Origin of the sequence: Paenibacillus sp. FSL M7-1046 (assembly GCF_038007405.1) — a bacterium.
Taxonomy (GTDB): Bacteria; Bacillota; Bacilli; order Paenibacillales; family Paenibacillaceae; genus Paenibacillus_AQ.
In genome coordinates this window covers 1510436-1527974 of record NZ_JBBOXB010000001.1, presented here as the reverse complement: position 1 = coordinate 1527974, position 17539 = coordinate 1510436, and the positions used below count along the sequence as shown (strand labels likewise).

The window sequence follows — 17539 nt, the reverse complement described above, 5'->3', positions numbered from 1 at the left end:
TGTTTGCTGCGCAAATGCAGGGAACGCTTTTCTCGCTGAGGAGGCGCTTTGGCTTTGCCAAGCGCCGAGGCCTTGCTGCTGCTGTGCAAGGCGCGTACAGCGGCTTGCGGCTGGGTTTGACCCCGGTGGCTGGAGTCATGGAGAGGAAGTTTGGAACTGTAGGAGCGTAGCGTTCGCCTTTATGGTTGGATTTCTACCGCGAACAGCGGTTCAAATCAAGGAAATCCAACCATAACAGCGACCGGAAGTCCAAACATTCCTCGTAATGACGACTATAGCCACCACCCAATCCCTGCCGCCCCGAAACGCGCTCTAAACTAACTAATAATGAGGTGTCCAAAAGTGTCGGAAGCTTATAAAAACGCCGGAGTGGATATTGCGGCTGGCAATGAAGCCGTTGAACGCATGAAGAAGCATGTAAAGCGCACGTACCGTCCGGAGGTTATGACGGAGCTGGGCGGATTCGGCGCGCTGTTTGGTCTCAATAAGGACAAGTATGAAGAACCGGTGCTCGTATCGGGAACCGACGGCGTGGGTACGAAGCTCAAAATCGCTTTCGCGGCCGACCGCCACGACACGATTGGCATCGATGCCGTAGCCATGTGTGTGAATGATATTGTAGTACAAGGCGCAGAGCCGCTGTTCTTCCTCGATTATCTCGCCTGTGACAAGGTTGTGCCGGAGAAGATCGAGGCTATTGTTGCCGGCATCGCGGAAGGCTGTCATCAGGCAGGCTGCGCGCTCATCGGCGGTGAAACGGCTGAGATGCCGGGGATGTATTCGGCGGGCGAATATGATATCGCCGGTTTCACAGTTGGCGTAGCCGACAAAGCGAAGCTGGTTACGGGCGCGAACATCGCACCGGGAGATACGGTGATCGGTCTCGCGTCCAGCGGTGTGCACAGCAACGGCTTCTCGCTGGTACGCAAGCTTCTGCTTGAGGAAGACGGCTATGCGCTGAACGATGTGGTCCCTGAGCTTGGAGCTCCATTGGTGGATGTGCTGCTGGCTCCGACGAAGATTTATGTGAAGCCGCTGCTCGCGCTGCTGGAACAGCTGCCGGTTAAAGGCATGGCGCATATTACCGGAGGCGGGTTCATCGAGAACATTCCCCGCGTACTGCCGGATCATGTGAATGTGGAGATTAATTATGGCTCCTGGCCGATTCTGCCGATTTTCGGCTTGCTGCAGAGCAAAGGCAATGTAAGCAACCGCGATATGTTCACTACCTTCAACATGGGCGTCGGCCTGGTGCTGGTAGTGTCTGCAGAGGACGGAGAGAAAGCACTGGAACTGCTGAAAGCAGGCGGGGAAGAAGCTTATCTGATCGGCACAGTAACGGAAGGGGAACGCAAGGTTACCTTTACGGGAGCTGAAGTGTGATGCAGTACAGCCGGATCGCTGTGTTTGCCTCCGGGCAGGGCAGCAATTTTGCCGCGCTGGTTCAGGCTCAGAACGCAGGGAAGCTTGGCGGAGGCCGCATTGAGCTGCTGGTATCCGACAGGCCGGAAGCGCTAGTGGCACAGCGTGCGGAGGAAGCGGGGATTCCTGCCCTCCTGCTGCGGCCGAAGGACTTCGCAAGCCGGGAGCTGTATGAAGCGGAGATTGTAGCTGAGCTGCAGCGCCGGGATATCAGGCTTGTCGTACTGGCGGGATATATGCGGCTGATTACTCCGGTGCTGCTTACGCCTTACGCCGGGCGGATCATCAACATTCATCCTTCTCTGCTGCCAGCCTTTGCCGGCAAGGACGCCATCGGCCAGGCATTAGACTACGGTGTGAAGCTGACTGGGGTTACGGTGCATTTTGTCGATGGAGGTATGGACACCGGGCCGGTTATTGCCCAGCGCGGCGTTGCCGTAGAGGCCGAAGATACAGCGGAAACCCTTGCCGGACGAATTCATCAGGTAGAGTATGAGCTTTACCCTGAGGTAGTATCTGCTTTTGCCGCCGGGAAAATTGGATTGGACGGAAGAAAAGCCACAATTTCCGAATAGAAGTATAGGCGCGATTGCTGCTAAGGACAGGGAGCTTGCCATAAATGGAGTCATTCAGTGTCGCATACTATGGACATGAGCTGCGATTCCGCAGAAATTTTTAAAACAGCATTGTTTAGCACGTCTATAGCGTTAAATACTGGCGAATTGCGCGGTGTGCTGATTTTTTTATCGACAAAGGTTAATCTCTGCGGTCACTTCCGATATTTCTCGGGAAATATTGCACAAGCGGGCAAAGGGTGTCGGAGAGTGATGGAACGCCTGATTTATGCCTTAGAAAGAATGCTGTAAGCTGCTGGAATTTTAGTGATTTGGCAAGGCTGGTTTATTCGGGTGAAAGAGCTTGTAGATCAGTTATACAAGTTTAGGGCATCACATGTTTAAGCGTTAACCATTCAAACACAACTAATCGGGCATCATCCGGAGGAGGACTATTCAAAGTGAGTATCAAAAGAGCGCTGGTCAGCGTATCGGATAAACAGGGCATCGTGGATTTTTGCCGCGAGTTGTCTGCATTGGGCGTAGAAATCATCTCCACAGGCGGCACTAGCACACTTTTGGCTAAAGAAGGCGTACCAGTCATCGGTATTTCCGATGTCACAGGGTTCCCGGAAATTATGGACGGACGCGTCAAAACGCTGCATCCCGCCGTACACAGCGGACTGCTGGCAGTTCGTGACAACGAGGAACACACGCGTCAGATGACCGAGCTTGGGCTGGACTACATCGATCTGGTCGTGGTGAACCTGTATCCGTTCGCGGAGACGATTGCCAAGCCGGATGTATCGTACGAGGAAGCTATCGAGAACATCGATATCGGCGGACCGACGATGCTGCGTTCGGCGGCGAAGAACCATGCTTTTGTCAGTGTGGTGGTGGACGCGGCCGATTATGCAGGTGTGCTTGATGAGGTGCGTGCAGGCGGAGATACGACCCTTGAGACCCGCAAACATCTTGCGGCAAAAGTGTTCCGCCATACGGCGGCTTACGATGCCCTGATTGCCGATTATTTGGCTAATGTGACCGGTGAACCGCTGCCGGAGCGCTATACGGTGACTTACGAGAAGATTCAGGATCTGCGTTACGGGGAGAACCCGCATCAGAAGGCGGCGTTCTACCGCAAGCCGCTCGCTGCGCAGGATACGCTGACGGCAGCCGAGCAGCTGCACGGCAAAGAGCTGTCCTACAACAACATTAACGATGCCAATGCGGCGCTGCAAATCGTCAAAGAATTTGAAGAGCCGGCGGTTGTAGCCGTTAAGCATATGAATCCATGCGGCGTGGGCGTGGGCGCAAGTGTATACGAGGCTTACCAAAAAGCCTACAATGCTGATCCAACCTCCATTTTCGGCGGGATTGTGGCTGCGAACCGTATTATTGATGCGGATACCGCTAACCTGCTGAAGGATATTTTCCTGGAAATCGTGCTGGCACCGGGCTTCACGGAAGAAGCGCTGGAGATCCTTACGAAGAAGAAGAACATCCGCCTGCTCAAAATCGGCAGCTTAAGCACGGCCTCCGCACGCAAGAGCAGCTTTGTCGTTACCTCCATTGAGGGCGGTATGGTGGTGCAGGAGAGTGATGTGCACTCCGTGAATCCGGAAGAGCTTCAAGTGGTCACTACCCGCAAGCCAACCGAAGAAGAGCTTAAGCAACTGCTGTTCGGCTGGAAAGTGGTTAAGCATGTGAAGTCCAATGCGATTGTACTGGCGGCCAATGATATGACTGTTGGCGTAGGCGCCGGACAAATGAACCGTGTCGGAGCGGCCAAAATTGCCATTGAACAGGCCGGAGAGAAGTCCAAAGGCGCTGTACTGGCTTCTGATGCCTTTTTCCCGATGGGCGACACGCTGGAAATGGCTGCGAAGGCTGGAATTACCGCAGTTATTCAACCGGGTGGCTCGATCAAGGATGAGGAATCCATCAAGGTTGCGAATGAACATGGAATTGCCATGGTCTTCACCGGCGTCCGCCATTTCAAACACTAGAGGCCCGGGGAGGATTTCGTTTATATGGATATTTTAGTGGTTGGCGGCGGGGGCCGGGAACATGCGATCATCTGGAGTCTGTCCCAAAGCCCCAAAGCCGGTAAAATCTACTGTGCACCCGGCAATGCCGGGATCGCGCAGCTTGCTGAATGTGTGCCGATCGGCGTGTTCGAATTCGACAGGCTGACTGCTTTTGCCAAGGAGCGTGAGGTTGGTCTTGTAGTCATTGGACCGGATGATCCGCTCGCGGCAGGTATCGTTGATGCCTTTGAAGCGCAGAATATTCCTGTGTTCGGCCCGCGCAAGAATGCAGCTGAAATCGAAGGCAGCAAAACGTTTATGAAGGATCTGCTGCACAAATACAGCATCCCGACAGCAGCCTACGAGAAGTTCAGCGGTTATGAAGCAGCACTTGCTTATTTGCGCGCACAGGAGCTGCCGATCGTCATCAAGGCCGACGGCCTGGCTGCCGGCAAAGGCGTTACCGTAGCTTATTCTCGTGAAGAAGCCGAGCAGGCGCTGCGTGATATTATGGTGGACAAGGTATTCGGAGAAGCCGGTGCGCGGGTGGTCATCGAAGAATTCCTCGCGGGGCAGGAAATGTCGATTCTTGCGTTTGTTGACGGTGAAACGGTGCGGCCAATGGCGGCGGCGCAGGATCACAAGCCGATATTCGACGGCGACAAAGGACCGAACACCGGCGGAATGGGCACGTATTCGCCCCTGCCGCACATCGCTGAGGATATTATCCGCGAGGCGGTGGAGACGATCATCGAGCCAACAGCCAAAGCCATGGTGGCCGAAGGCCGCCCTTTTAGCGGCGTACTGTTTGCCGGGCTGATGATTTCACCGGATGGCAAGCCGAAGACGATTGAGTTCAATGCCCGCTTCGGCGATCCCGAGACGCAGGTCGTACTGCCTAGGCTGAAGAGTGATCTGCTGGAGATTTTTCTGGCTGTCACTGAGGGCAGGCTGGCGGATATTGAGATTCAGTGGAGTGATGAAGCGGCTGTATGCGTAGTGCTGGCTTCAGAGGGTTATCCGGGTCCTTATCCTAAAGACGTGCCTATCTCCGGTCTGGAGAGCAGCCAGGACGCGCTGATCTTCCATGCCGGGACGGCACGCGGCGAAGATGGAAGCTGGGTTACGAATGGCGGACGGGTGCTTGGTGTTGTCGGCAGGGGCGCGAGTATTGCGGATGCCCGTGCGGCCGCATACGCCAGTGCAGAAACCATAACTTTCCAGGGAAAGCAGAACCGCAGTGACATCGCCATGAAGGCGCTCAACTGAGGATAAAGGACTGCAACCTAGCAAATTTTTACGCTATTAGTCCCAAAAAAGGACTGACAAGTGATAGAAGAAGTGCTATAATACAATTCGTACGGGGGAAAATGTGCGGATATATACAGATAAAGGGTCTTTCCTTTCATGGAAAGGCCTTTTTTAAATTAGGTTTTTGGAGTGCCCGTGAAGTTCCCGTAATATAGAATACGTCTTGCCGGGAAATGATACTTATAGTGCAAAAGTAGCGATGCGCTTATGTGTATGGCTAGTCACAGATTTAAGGGGGAATTATTTTTGAGTAAGGTTGGAAGAAATGACTTGTGCCCATGTGGAAGCGGGAAAAAATATAAAAGATGCTGCCTTGGTAAAGAAACCTCAGCGGTTGAATCCATACTTCGGCTCGTAACAACGGAGGAGGCGGCAGCCCATGAGGCTGCAGTAACTGAACCTGTCATTAGCCCTGAGGCTTTGGAACCTGTCCTTCGTCCAGAGAGCAAGCTTACCCTGACCAAGCTGAAAAAGATGGTAACACGCGAGCTGAAATGGGAGCATCCGGCCCACGAGCAGCTGGCGATGCAGCTTATCGAAAGCATGAGGAACCAGTACGAGCGGGAGCTGATTTTTGAAGCATTAGTGCTTTGGAACGGCTTCTCCCGCCAGACTAAACCTGCTGTGAAGAAAATGGGCTCCTTCTGTGCGGCGATCGAGTATTTGCTGTCCGAGGAGTACGGCTTTATGATTTCGCAGGCTGAACTTGCAACCAAATATGAGGTTACTGCGGCTACGATTTCCCGCAAGGTTAAGGAAATGCTTAACTACGTGGAGGAATACGGCATGGGCGGCGAGTCTGACGAGCTGCTAGTGCTGAACGGTCCGGGTACTCCTAAGGAGAAAGCACAGGCCCTTCTGTATCAGGCAGCGGAAGCCACTTCTACCAAACGGCGGATTCAACTGGCTGAAGCTGCACTTGAATTATATCCGGACAATTCCGACGCTTATCTTATTCTGGCTGAGGAATCGGAGAATGAGCAGGAGGCGCGTGCCTACCTCAAAGCGGGAATTGCTGCGGGTGAGCGTGAGCTGGGCGAGCTGTATTTTAACCAAAATAAAGGATACTTCTGGGGCCTGCATGAAACCCGGCCATACATCCGTGTCTGCAAGAGCTATGCCGAGTCTTGCTGGTTCAGTGGCAACGCGGAAGAAGCGGCGCAGATGCTGGAACGCATCATGGAGCTTAATCCGGAAGACAATACCGGTGCGCGGTATTTGCTGGCCGCTGCGTACTTGTACACCAACCGGTTGAATGATGCAGAACGTGTGCTGAAGAAATATGGCAAGGATGATGCCGCGGCTGCATTTGCCTATGACCGGATTGTCCTTGAATACAAGAAGAACGGAATCACTTCCCAGCTCAAGATGCTATACCGTGTTGCGCGTGGCGTGAACAAGCATGTGCCGGATTATTTACTGGGCGTGAAGCGGCTGCCGCATAACCTGCCGGATTTTGTAGGCTTGGGAGATTCTAATGAAGCGATTGAATATGTCATCATGCACTCCCGTTTATGGGCCAGCATGCCGGACCTGCTCAAGTGGATGCTGAAGCAATAGTTCATCATATGATGTATACCGGACACAGCCGCTCAGGCTGTGTTTTTTTTAGTTTCTAGGGCGAATTCTCTGAAAAAAATTTTCACCCGGAAAAAGAAATACTCTTCTAAAATACTTAAATGAGGAGGGATAAGAGTGAAGGAAGCGGAATGTTTGAAACAACGCATTGAACAAGCCCGGTATAAGCTGAATAAGTTGGAAAATCAATATACTCTGGGCCATCCCGCCGTGCTCCATCAATCGATGGTGCTCGACGAACTTATAAATGAATACAACAGGAGTTCTGGCACGCGTACAGCCATGAAATCGTTCCATAGCAACAATGAACCTGTAAACGAGGAGCTTTGGCCTACCCACTCCCTGCGTCTCCGGTATGTCTGAACACAGAAGGATTAAAAGTTAAAGTTATAAAAACTTGCGTGGTTGCGGCAAATCGTTTGCACAATCTTCGAAGTATCATCTGGTGCCGCAACTGCAATCCTCTCCCAGCGCTAAGCTTTAAGAATATATCGGTTCACCTCCCCTAGGAAATGCATATCCATTTAATTGTCTGTTCTCCTGATTGACCACTCTTCATCATAGGACGTTCTCTTCTACTCTATCTTCACTCTATATTTAACCCCCTTACTGATATAAATCCTCACATAAAAACCAACGAAATCCTTAATCTCAGCATAAATAGGGTCGGATTACGCATTTTTACATAAAAATGTGTTTTTAATTATGCTGTTTTGTGAAAATACCTGACATGGACACAGTTTTTTCACAGCTCGAGGTAAAACGTTAAAGGGATAAAGGGATTTTTTGCAGAAATAAGTCGAAAACAAGGAAACATTCATAGAGAGAGTATTGTCGGCCCATATTTTATGGAAGGCGGGGAGTCCTATGGCACTAAGAAAAAACAAAGAAGAGAAGATCAAGAACGGGCTGCAGCCTGAGCTTAAGGTTGTGGAGAAGAAGGAGCCGGATCACCCGGCTGTAGAGGAAAAGAAGGTAAGCGGGCTATTCTCCGCATTGCGTTCAATGATTCGAGCCTTTAGCAATATGGGTATCCGCGGCAAGCTGTTTTTGTCCGTGATTTTATCTGTCGTTGCTATTTTCGTTATTGTATCGGTTGTGATCTACAGCAATGCTAAACAAATTATTGTAGATGATCTGAACAGCTCGCTGACCTATGAGAAGGAGAAAATCAGTGTAAAGGTCAATGATCTGCTTCAGCCCGCTATGAACAGTGTGGAGCTGCTCAATGCCAATGCTTATGTCCGTGACTTCATCGATCGGGCAGACTCCGGGGATACACTTAAGACGACAAACGGCTATACTGAACTGATCCGTACACTTAATCTGATTAAGGACAACAACAAAAACCTGCTGAACGTATATGTGGGACTGGATGCGTTGAACAAAGTAATTACCCAGGATGAGTTTGAACCTCCGGCAGATTTTAATCTGAAGGAACGCGACTGGTACGCGGTGACGGCCAAGAATAACCGTGTTACAGTTACAGACCCTTATATTGATGCCGGCTCGGGCAAGATGGTAGTCAGTGTCAGTGCGCCGATTCTGAATGATGCCGGCAAGCTGATTGGAGTGGCGGGAGCGGATATCTCCACGGAGCAAATAACACAGGCGTTGAGTGCTTTTAATTATAAGGGCAGCGGTTTTGCCGTACTGATTGATAAGACCGGTACGTTCATCTATCATCCGGACAGCGATAATATTCTGCTGAAGAAGATGGGCGATCTTGGCGAGGACTGGAAAGCAGTCGGTGATAAAATGACTGAGTGGGGCTCCAATGTCATCCAGACAGATATCGACGGAAAGGCAAGCTATGTATCCTATTCCCCTGCGGTGGAGAACCAGTGGTCGGTAGCGCTGATTGTTCCTGAAAAAAATGCGGAGAAGGAACTGCAGATGTTCAAACTGATCTTCATGCTCTCTATCATCGCTTCTATAGTGGTGATGTCCGTGCTGCTCTATTTTGTCTCCAACAGCATTCTGAAGCAGATTCCGATCCTGACTGCTGCTTTCCAGAAAGCGATGTCCGGTGATTTGTCGGTACGGGCCAAGGTTACAGCCAAAGGAGAAATCGGAGTGTTGGCGCACGGCTTCAACGAGATGATCTCTTCGCAGCAGGCGCTGATTCAGGACATTATGAGCAGCTCGCAGAGCATTTCAGGCGCTGTAGACAATACGGAGAAAAATGTATCTGCGCTGGACGAAAGCATCTCTGAGATCTCGGCTATAACGGAGGAATTATCGGCTGGAATGCAGCAGACTGCAGCCTCGATGGAGGAAATGAATGCCAGCACGAATGAGATCGGGCATGCGGTCAGCGGTATTGCCCGCAAAGCCCAGGAGGGCGCTGATGCTGCCAGTGCGATCAATGAGCGGGCCGAACGGCTCAAGGAGGGGGCGTTCCGCTCGCGGAAGCAAGCGGACGAGATGTATGGAGAAAGCGAAGAGAAGCTGCGGAGCGCGATAGAGCAATCGAAATCCATCTCACGGATTGGCGCCTTAACTAGTGCGATTCTGGAGATTGCAGCCCAGACCAACCTGCTGTCGCTGAACGCCTCGATTGAAGCGGCCAGAGCGGGAGAAGCAGGCCGTGGATTCGCTGTTGTGGCGGAGGAGATCCGCAAGCTGGCTGACAACTCGCGAGACACAGTGACTGAGATTCAGGAGGCAACGGAGGCCGTAGTTAAAGCGGTGTCCGGCCTGGTGGAGGGGGCGGAGAGTATGCTGCGCTTTATGGACCAGCAGGTGCTGCAGGACTATAATTCCATGCAGGAGACGGGCCGGCAGTACAGCGAGGATGCCAAATATATCGATGAGCTGGTAACGGACTTTAGCGCCACCTCCGAGCAGCTGCTGGCTTCCATCCAGAGTATGCTCACCGCAATCAGCGAGACCAGCAGTGCCACGAACGAGGGAGCTGAGGGCGCGGGGAGCATCGCTGCCCAAGCCGAGCAGATTATTGGCAAATCCGGGGGCATCGTGACCGAGATGGAAGAAATCAAACACAGCTCCGCCCAATTGCTGACAACGGTATCCAGATTCAAAGCCTAACTGCCGAACTAGGCCGTATATAAAAGGTATTCATGTGTTGCCCGGAGAGGACAATGCTTGATAAAATGTCCTTGGAAGAGTATGTTACAAGAAGCAAATAGATTAGATAGAGACAGTGAGGCGAGGAATTGATGAGAGAAGGCGAAAACCGGATCGTAGGAATGGAAGATATTGTGCGGGCACACCATGTGCTGCGGGAGGTTATCGTCCGTACACCGCTGCAGCTGGATGCGGTGTTGTCGGCCAAATATGGCTGCAATGTGTATTTGAAACGTGAGGACTTGCAGATTGTCCGTTCTTTCAAGATTCGCGGCGCGTACAATATGATTCGCAGTTTGTCTGCGGAGGATAGAAGCAAGGGAATTGTCTGTGCCAGCGCGGGAAACCATGCGCAGGGCGTGGCGTATTCCTGCAAAGCACTAGGCATTAAGGGCAAGATCTATATGCCAACCACGACCCCCAACCAGAAGATCAAACAGGTCCGGCGGTTCGGCGGTGAATATGTTGAGGTTATTCTGAAGGGGGATACCTTCGACGATGCGTATGATGAAGCCTTGCAGGCTTGTATTGATCACGGGATGACACTGATCCATCCTTTCGATGAACCGCGTATTATCGCCGGCAACGGGACGGTTGCCATGGAGATTATGGAAAGTTTGGACAAGCCGGCGGACTTCATGTTCGTTACAATAGGCGGGGGCGGTCTGGCTGCCGGTGTAGCCACCTACGTGAAGACCGTAAGCCCGAATACCAAGGTGATTGGTGTAGAGCCGACCGGTGCGGCTTCCATGAGTGAAGCCATGAACAACGGGGCTGTAGTGACCCTTGAAGAAATCAATAAGTTTGTGGACGGCGCAGCCGTGAAGCGTGTCGGCGGACTTACCTATGATATCTGCTCCCGGCATCTGGATGACGTTATTAAGGTACCGGAGGGCAAGGCGTGCACGACAATTCTGGAGCTGTACAACGAAAATGCCATTGTCGTTGAACCGGCAGGCTCGCTGCCCATGGCTGCGCTTGATCAGTACCGTGATCAAATCCGCGGCAAGACGGTGGTCTGCATCGTGAGCGGCGGCAACAATGACATTGACCGGATGCAGGAAATTAAAGAACGGTCATTGATTTATGAAGGTCTGAAGCATTACTTTATGGTCAACTTTCCGCAGCGGGCCGGTGCATTGCGTGAGTTCCTGGCCGAGGTGCTTGGGCCTAACGATGATATTACACGGTTCGAGTATACGAAGAAGAATGACAAAGAGAACGGCCCGGCGCTGGTCAGCATCGAGCTTCTGAACACAGATGACTACGCTCCGCTGATCGAACGGATGCAGCAGAAGGGTCTTGATTATACCGAGATCAACAAGGAGCCCAATCTGTTTAATATGCTGATTTAAGCAGGGAAACACGGTTTACCGGTATCTATGCAAAATGCCCGCCCCCGAAACAGCAGGGGCGGGCATTTTTGCATAGTTCAGGTGAGGGGGACTTCTGTCTTCAGATACTGCTGGACACCTTCATCAAGCTTATAGCCATTCTCTTTCAACAGCTTCATAAGGCCATCCAGCTTCTGGAGAAATTGACTGCTGCCGTTGTGCTTGACCAGTATGCTGCTATAGGCTTTCTGGGCTTCCAGATCCATCTCCAGATTGTCATAGTGGAAGAGCGGCGTATTGTTCTGCCCATAGAAAGTATCGCCAACATACATGGAATACAGCGACTTAACTGCTGCGATCCGGTTGGATTTGGGGTAGGACAGGGTGAACTCTTCCTGGGACAGCGCCCGGGCAACCACATCCGTCCAGGAAATCACAAGGCCGTTGTCCTTGGATGAAGGAAGCTCCGACTCGATGGCCATAATCGTAATATAATCGCGGATGTCATCCGTAACATACATTTTATATCTGCGGTAGGTTGAATAATCGATGATTGGAAAAAAAGTCCCTTCCGCATTCTCCAGCTTGTAGCCGCTCTCTCCGGCGCTCTTCAGCAGGCTGCTCAAGGCAGCATCCTCTGTACTCTCGGCAAGCTTGGCCATGCTGCTGCCCTCTTTGTAGATGGAGGTGAGTTTTCGCTGGATTTCGTTGCTGCTGAATTTGCTCTCCCAGGATTGCAGCAGCGATTTTTGCAGATTCTCCAGCCTCAGGGTCATTAATGCCGCCTGATAGGGGGTGACTGAGTAAATGTTGCTGTTCAGGTAGCTGATTCCCTGATGAAGCGTGCTGGAAGATTTCAGCAGCGACAAGGTCGTTTTATAGACCGCCTCGGCATGTTGCTTCTTAGCGGCTTCAGTTACCACCGATTTGGAGGCTCCGGCAGATGCAGCGGCTGATCCTTCCGCCTGCACGGGTGCAGCGAAGCCCGGCTGGATTCCCAGTACTGCAGCAATAACCGCGGTTAGTATGATGTGCTTCTTCATGGAAGTTCCTCCTGTTTGGTCGGAAGTAGAATAAGAAATCTATGATCTGAAGAATATAAGTTTTAGTCCAAGCCCTCCGCCCAGACACAGAATCAGGCTCACCCAGGGGGAGATGGAGATGACCGGAAACAAGTTTTCGAGGAATGCCCCGGCAAATACGGCGATGATGACGATAACGACATAGACGCCCAGCCCTTTGAGATCAAAGGGTTTAGGTTTGGGGGCATCGCTTTCGGACAGGGAAGACAGCCATTTCATAAGCAGTTCAATGATAACCACGGACCCTGCGCCTACGAGGAGAATCGTAAACAGGCTGATCTGGCTGAATATGCCTGCTGACCCGGTGATCCATAACAGGATGAGCCCGGCAATTGCGAGTACAGCGAACAGACTGGTCAGAGATGCCCAGGATATCATCAAGTAATAGTTCCACTGGCTGCGCACAGGCCGTTTAGGAATGCTGTCTATGATCTCCCGGAAATAATCTCCCGGCTGCTCTCCGAATATTTGCTTGGCATCTTTGCCTTTACTCTGTTCCCGCAGCATAAGGTTTGCTGCTTCCAGCAGCAGTTCCTCCGCGCGGACGGCTTCTACCCGGCTGCTCCGCATCTCCAGAATCATATCTTCCATATAAGAGCGGTTAGAGGGTGTCATCTGCTCGCGCAGAACGTTATTTTGTTTAATCATAGCTTTGACTTTCATAGTATGGATGTAAACCTCCAGTAGTCTTGATCGAGATAGCCTATAACCTAGAGTATACGGTTGGGCGGCTGTTGTGTGCAAGGACATCCATTTTGCCTGTCCCGTGAATAATCCTTTTGGAAGAGTGAACACTGATAAGGAAGTTTGAAGTTGCTTCACCAAATACAGCTTATAGGAAGGCAGGCAGCGTTATGGGGCATGAGAAAAAAGAAGAACCAGGCAAATTCATGGGTGACGGCTTCGCGCCTGTGCAGGCTAATGAAGTGGGCGATTGGGGCAATTCCGACGGCTTCAGCCTGTGGGACGCAGCGGGGCAGGACCAGGATAACGGCCTGGAGGATTGGGAAGGCAGACGGGAAACCCATGATATGTTTCACGACAGCTACGATTGAGTGAGTTTTGCGGGCAGGGGCCTCTTTTGTTCCTTTGGGAGCGGAAGGGGCCTTTTCGGTTATTATTGATTTCCGCTGGCTTCTTGTTGACAATAATAACGTAAACCGTATAATAAAGATATAAATCACACTAAATTAATCGGAATTATTATACTTTGGAATAGCTTTACTTTTAGAGGAGGATAAGGCCATGGAACGGAACATTATTATCCGGCATAACCAGGAGGAGCTCACAGCAAGCATACATTATCCATCGCGTGAAAAGGGGGGCAGCGGCCGCTGCAAGGACCGTGTGCCTCTGGCGGTTATTTGCCATGGTTTTGTAGGCAGCCGGATCGGCGTTGACCGGATCTTTGTCAAGGCAGCCCGTGAATTGGCGCAGGACGGATATATGGTGATCCGCTTTGATTATGCAGGATGCGGAGAGAGCACCGGGAATTACGGCAGCGAGGATATGGAATCCATGATTGCCCAGACCCGGGCCGTGCTTGATTACGGGATCGGTTCTGCTGATGTGGATCCGCAGCGCGTTACGCTTATCGGACACAGTCTCGGCGGTGTCGTAGCTCTCTTGACCGGAGTCCGCGACCGGAGGGTGAAGAATCTGGTCCTGTGGTCTGCTGTCGGCTATCCGTTCAATGATATCGTAAAGATTGTAGGAAGGGAAGCTTATGACCGGTCGGTGAAGAGCGGGTCGTCCGATTACGCCGGATATACGTTTACGCCGGTATACTTCAACTCGCTGGCTGCTTTCCAGCCTTTTCAGGAGGCCGGGAAGTTCAGTGGAGATGTGCTCGTTATTCATGGCACCTCCGACGATGTCATTCCGGTTGATTATGCCTTCCTTTACCAGAAGCTGTTCTGGACCCGTCCGGAGGGGCGCTGCGACAAGGAGATCATTTTTCAGGGAGACCATACCTTTTCCTCAGGCCCGGCGCAGGAGCAGGTGCTGAAACGGACCCGGGAGTGGATGAACCAGCAGGAGCATCTGCAGCAGGAATGGCAGAACTGGATGATATAGGTGATATGTAGCATTAGCAATAACTGTGATTTAGCGGTAAAATAAAGGGGCACACCATATACTGGGTTATGGAGGTTGGCACCCTATGAAATTACCGGCATTTTTTATTGCGCACGGTTCTCCGCTCCTCGCTCTGGAGGATAATGAGTACACGCGTTTCCTGGAGCGGCTTGGTCAGGATCTGGGGAAGCTCCGCGGTATTGTAGTTTTCTCCGCGCATTGGGATAGCCCTGAGCAGCTGATTACAGTGGACGCACAGCATGAGACGCAGCATGATTTCTATGGATTTCCGGAAGAAATGTATTCGCTGACCTATCCTGCCCCGGGTGATCCCGCACTCAGCAACCGTATTTCCGAGCTCTTCAAGGAGAATAATCTCGCCCATCAGCCTGTTCTGGGGCGCGGCCTTGATCATGGCGTATGGGTGATCCTGAAGAAGATGTTCCCGCAGGCCGATATTCCGGTAGTGGCCTTATCCGTCGATTCTTTGCGCTCTCCCGAGGAGCAGTATACTATCGGGCGAATGCTGGCTCCGCTGCGGGATGAGGGAATACTGCTGATCGGAAGCGGAGGATTAGTCCACAATCTGCGGCTGCTCAAGCAGGATGATACACCCGAGCAATGGGCGCTCGATTTCGATGCGTGGGTTGCCAAAGGACTTGCGGCATGGGATCTGCCGTCTTTGTTCGCATACGAGAAGCAGGCACCGCATGTGCGCGAAGCGGTTCCGTCTTATGGAAGGGAACATTTTGTTCCGCTCTTCTATATTATGGGCGCCGCAGATGAAGGCAAGCGGGCACAACTGATGATTCAGGCGTATCAATACGGAACGCTCAGCCTGAACTGCTGGATGGTAGACTAGCGCAAATTCATACAATAAACATAGGATACAGCCGATAGCGGGCTGTATCCTTTTTTGCGGGTGAAGAAGGCAGTGTGCAAGACAAATCTGCTAGCCTGTGATTAAATGGAAGAAACGCGATACGGGTTTTTTGTGAATTTTGTACGAAGTGAATTCAAAGAAGTAAAGCTACAAAACTTTAAGCACATGCTTTCGAAGCCAGTTTTGTACGGAGTAGAGTCTATGAAGTTAAGCTCACAAAACTTTTAGGAGGAACAACAAGTTTATGACCATGAACCGCTATTCTTCCCGTCTCATATCCGGCCTTATGCTTACTGCACTGCTGCTCTCAGCCTGCGGAACACCAAGCGCGGAGAATCCACCTGCCCCGTCCCCGTCGCCAACACTGTCTCCGGTGCCAACGGCTTCCATAGAGCCGTCGCCGACAACCGATCCTGCTAACACGGGGCAGTTGTCCGGATTGACCGGGCTTCCGGTGCAAGGTGAGCTGCTGAGGCCTTTGGCTGTAATGATCAATAATGCACCCGCTGCCCGGCCGCAGTCCGGTATCAGCGAAGCGGACATTCTGTACGAAGTGTTGGCCGAAGGCGGAATTACCCGGCTGATCGGGATCTTCCAGAGTCATACCGGAGTCGTCAAAATCGGACCTATCCGCAGTATCCGCCCTTATCTGATCGATATCGGTGAGAGTTATGGGGCGGTCACGGTACATGCCGGCGGCAGCCCCGCTGCTTATGCGATTCTGCAAGGTCAGAAGAAGGAGGATATGGATGAGATCGGCCGGGCCGGTGCCTATTTCTGGCGGGACAAGGAGCGCAAAGCTCCGCATAACCTCTACAGCAATGCAGCTAAGCTGCGGGAGGGTGCCGGAAAGCTGGGGTATGCGGAGAAAGCCCAGGTTTCCGGGTATCCATTCACCGATCCCGATTTCTTGCCGACTGAAGGTGAGGCTGCTGTGGAGTTAAATGTAAACTTTCTGCTGACGAGTTATAACGTAGGTTATAAATATAATCCCGAGACGCGGACCTACCTGCGCTGGGTGAACGGGAAGCCGCATTTGGATCTGAATAATGCCAGTCCTGTGGAAGCGGCGAATGTCATGGTAATTGGATCGGACCATAAGGTGCTGGATGATGTCGGCAGACTGCAGATTGATGTGGAGCTGGGCGGCGAAGCGCTGCTGTTTCAGCGCGGGCAGGTGATCAAAGGCAAATGGTCACGCAAGCCGGACGATGTCATCCGGTTTGTGAAGAGTGACGGGACAGAAGCGCTGATGTATCCGGGCGTCACACATATTCTGATCGTCCCTAATGCGCCAGCCTTCAGCAGCCATGTGAGCTATACAGCGGTTCCAAGTACAACGTGATTCCAAACCTGGAAAATGGCTGTTCAGAGAATTATTTCTGTTATTACTGGGAATTGTTAATATAGTGTAAAAAAGTTCGTTCTTTTTACTTCTATCCCTTCTATTGATATGATAAGATAACAAGGGTTGTCATTCATTTTCATGCTGTTTACATATGAGTGGCTTCAAGTTTTCACGGCAATTTTATGTAAAGGGGTTTAAACTAATGAAGTTTAAAAAAAAGGACATTTTCTTTGAGACCCTGGAAAATATGGCTGACACCATTGTCCAGGCTGCGGATTACTTCGCTCAGAATATTACAACTCTCCAGGAGAATGTCGAAAACTTCGCTGCGGTGATGAAGAAGTACGAATCCCAATGCGATACTTACACGCACACCGTTATTAAAGAGTTGAACAAGACCTTCATCACGCCGCTGGAACGCGACGACATTATGGACTTAATTACCAGTATGGACGATGTCATTGACGGCCTGGAAGCTTCGGCCTCGCGTTTCTATATGTATAACCTGCTGGACCCTGATGAATATATCGTTCAATTCGCGGAAATTCTGCGCCAATCTGCCTATGAAATCCAAAAAGCCGTTCATTTGCTGTCCCAGAAGAAACTCCTGGCGATTCGTGAGTATACCATTCGTCTGAATGATCTGGAGAATCAAGGGGATGAAGTGCTTCGCATTTGCACCAAAGCCTTATTCGAGACCGTAAAAGACCCGATTGAGCTGATCAAGCGCAAAGAGCTGTATGAGCGGTTGGAGACGACCACGGATAAATGTGAAGACGTAGCCAACATGCTGGAATCGATCATCATGCGCAACTCATAAGGGGCTCTGAA

At 51.5% G+C, this 17539-nt stretch carries 15 protein-coding genes; 13 read left to right on the top strand and 2 right to left on the bottom strand.

All coding sequences use genetic code 11. The features are described from left to right. Positions 1-342: 342 nt before the first annotated feature. The 8 genes from purM (at position 343) to ilvA (ending at position 11340) form a co-directional block, all read left to right on the top strand. A complete protein-coding gene (gene purM / locus NYE29_RS06525; protein WP_038585681.1) occupies positions 343-1383 on the top strand; it encodes a phosphoribosylformylglycinamidine cyclo-ligase in 1041 nt (346 codons plus the stop codon). Further along, positions 1383-1997 carry a phosphoribosylglycinamide formyltransferase gene (gene purN / locus NYE29_RS06520; RefSeq protein WP_340899628.1) on the top strand — a complete coding sequence of 205 codons (615 nt, stop codon included), beginning with the start codon at positions 1383-1385 and terminating at the stop codon, positions 1995-1997. The genes purM and purN overlap by 1 nt, the downstream gene beginning before the upstream one ends. A gap of 440 nt (positions 1998-2437) precedes the next feature. Further along, positions 2438-3985: a bifunctional phosphoribosylaminoimidazolecarboxamide formyltransferase/IMP cyclohydrolase gene (gene purH, locus NYE29_RS06515; protein ID WP_340894965.1), complete on the top strand. Its 1548-nt coding sequence runs from the start codon at positions 2438-2440 to the stop codon at positions 3983-3985. Between the two features lie 24 nt (positions 3986-4009). Beyond that, complete coding sequence (gene purD, locus NYE29_RS06510) at positions 4010-5275, top strand: phosphoribosylamine--glycine ligase (protein WP_340894964.1); 1266 nt, start codon at positions 4010-4012, stop codon at positions 5273-5275. Positions 5276-5563: 288 nt separating this feature from the next. After that, positions 5564-6877 carry an SEC-C metal-binding domain-containing protein gene (locus NYE29_RS06505; protein ID WP_340894963.1) on the top strand — a complete coding sequence of 438 codons (1314 nt, stop codon included), beginning with the start codon at positions 5564-5566 and terminating at the stop codon, positions 6875-6877. Positions 6878-7030: 153 nt separating this feature from the next. Then, positions 7031-7258, top strand: a complete 228-nt coding sequence (locus NYE29_RS06500; RefSeq protein WP_331281748.1) for an aspartyl-phosphate phosphatase Spo0E family protein — start codon at positions 7031-7033, stop codon at positions 7256-7258. Between the two features lie 504 nt (positions 7259-7762). After that, positions 7763-9946 carry a methyl-accepting chemotaxis protein gene (locus NYE29_RS06495; protein ID WP_340894961.1) on the top strand — a complete coding sequence of 728 codons (2184 nt, stop codon included), beginning with the start codon at positions 7763-7765 and terminating at the stop codon, positions 9944-9946. Positions 9947-10077: 131 nt separating this feature from the next. Next, positions 10078-11340 carry a threonine ammonia-lyase IlvA gene (gene ilvA, locus NYE29_RS06490; protein WP_340894960.1) on the top strand — a complete coding sequence of 421 codons (1263 nt, stop codon included), beginning with the start codon at positions 10078-10080 and terminating at the stop codon, positions 11338-11340. A gap of 77 nt (positions 11341-11417) precedes the next feature. Here ilvA and NYE29_RS06485 read toward each other — a convergent pair whose 3' ends face one another. Further along, positions 11418-12362, bottom strand: coding sequence for a hypothetical protein (locus tag NYE29_RS06485; protein ID WP_340894959.1), 945 nt, complete (start codon positions 12360-12362; stop codon positions 11418-11420). Positions 12363-12401: 39 nt separating this feature from the next. Beyond that, positions 12402-13049, bottom strand: coding sequence for a DUF1129 family protein (locus NYE29_RS06480; RefSeq protein WP_340894958.1), 648 nt, complete (start codon positions 13047-13049; stop codon positions 12402-12404). A 206-nt stretch (positions 13050-13255) separates the two neighbouring features. Here NYE29_RS06480 and NYE29_RS06475 point away from each other — a divergent pair, with 206 nt between their 5' ends. From NYE29_RS06475 to NYE29_RS06455, 5 genes are all read left to right on the top strand, one after another. Beyond that, on the top strand, positions 13256-13456 hold the full coding sequence (locus tag NYE29_RS06475) for a hypothetical protein (protein WP_076110179.1): 201 nt from the start codon (positions 13256-13258) through the stop codon (positions 13454-13456). A 190-nt stretch (positions 13457-13646) separates the two neighbouring features. After that, positions 13647-14477 carry an alpha/beta hydrolase family protein gene (locus tag NYE29_RS06470; protein WP_340894957.1) on the top strand — a complete coding sequence of 277 codons (831 nt, stop codon included), beginning with the start codon at positions 13647-13649 and terminating at the stop codon, positions 14475-14477. Positions 14478-14562: 85 nt separating this feature from the next. After that, positions 14563-15339: a DODA-type extradiol aromatic ring-opening family dioxygenase gene (locus NYE29_RS06465; RefSeq protein WP_340894956.1), complete on the top strand. Its 777-nt coding sequence runs from the start codon at positions 14563-14565 to the stop codon at positions 15337-15339. A 265-nt stretch (positions 15340-15604) separates the two neighbouring features. Beyond that, positions 15605-16705: a DUF3048 domain-containing protein gene (locus NYE29_RS06460; protein WP_076110182.1), complete on the top strand. Its 1101-nt coding sequence runs from the start codon at positions 15605-15607 to the stop codon at positions 16703-16705. Between the two features lie 205 nt (positions 16706-16910). Beyond that, positions 16911-17528 (top strand): DUF47 domain-containing protein, encoded by a 618-nt coding sequence (locus tag NYE29_RS06455; RefSeq protein ID WP_038585709.1) that lies wholly within the window; start codon positions 16911-16913, stop codon positions 17526-17528. Positions 17529-17539 lie beyond the last annotated feature (11 nt).

Bases quoted from the DNA above. Each gene is read 5' to 3' on its own strand.
- NYE29_RS06455 (WP_038585709.1), top strand. From the start codon at position 16,911: ATGAAGTTTAAAAAAAAGGACATTTTCTTTGAGACCCTGGAAAATATG.
- purN (WP_340899628.1), top strand. From the start codon at position 1,383: ATGCAGTACAGCCGGATCGCTGTGTTTGCCTCCGGGCAGGGCAGCAAT.
- ilvA (WP_340894960.1), top strand. From the start codon at position 10,078: ATGAGAGAAGGCGAAAACCGGATCGTAGGAATGGAAGATATTGTGCGG.
- NYE29_RS06475 (WP_076110179.1), top strand. From the start codon at position 13,256: ATGGGGCATGAGAAAAAAGAAGAACCAGGCAAATTCATGGGTGACGGC.
- purD (WP_340894964.1), top strand. From the start codon at position 4,010: ATGGATATTTTAGTGGTTGGCGGCGGGGGCCGGGAACATGCGATCATC.
- NYE29_RS06470 (WP_340894957.1), top strand. From the start codon at position 13,647: ATGGAACGGAACATTATTATCCGGCATAACCAGGAGGAGCTCACAGCA.
- NYE29_RS06460 (WP_076110182.1), top strand. From the start codon at position 15,605: ATGACCATGAACCGCTATTCTTCCCGTCTCATATCCGGCCTTATGCTT.
- NYE29_RS06495 (WP_340894961.1), top strand. From the start codon at position 7,763: ATGGCACTAAGAAAAAACAAAGAAGAGAAGATCAAGAACGGGCTGCAG.
- NYE29_RS06480 (WP_340894958.1), bottom strand. From the start codon at position 13,049: ATGATTAAACAAAATAACGTTCTGCGCGAGCAGATGACACCCTCTAAC.
- NYE29_RS06465 (WP_340894956.1), top strand. From the start codon at position 14,563: ATGAAATTACCGGCATTTTTTATTGCGCACGGTTCTCCGCTCCTCGCT.
- NYE29_RS06485 (WP_340894959.1), bottom strand. From the start codon at position 12,362: ATGAAGAAGCACATCATACTAACCGCGGTTATTGCTGCAGTACTGGGA.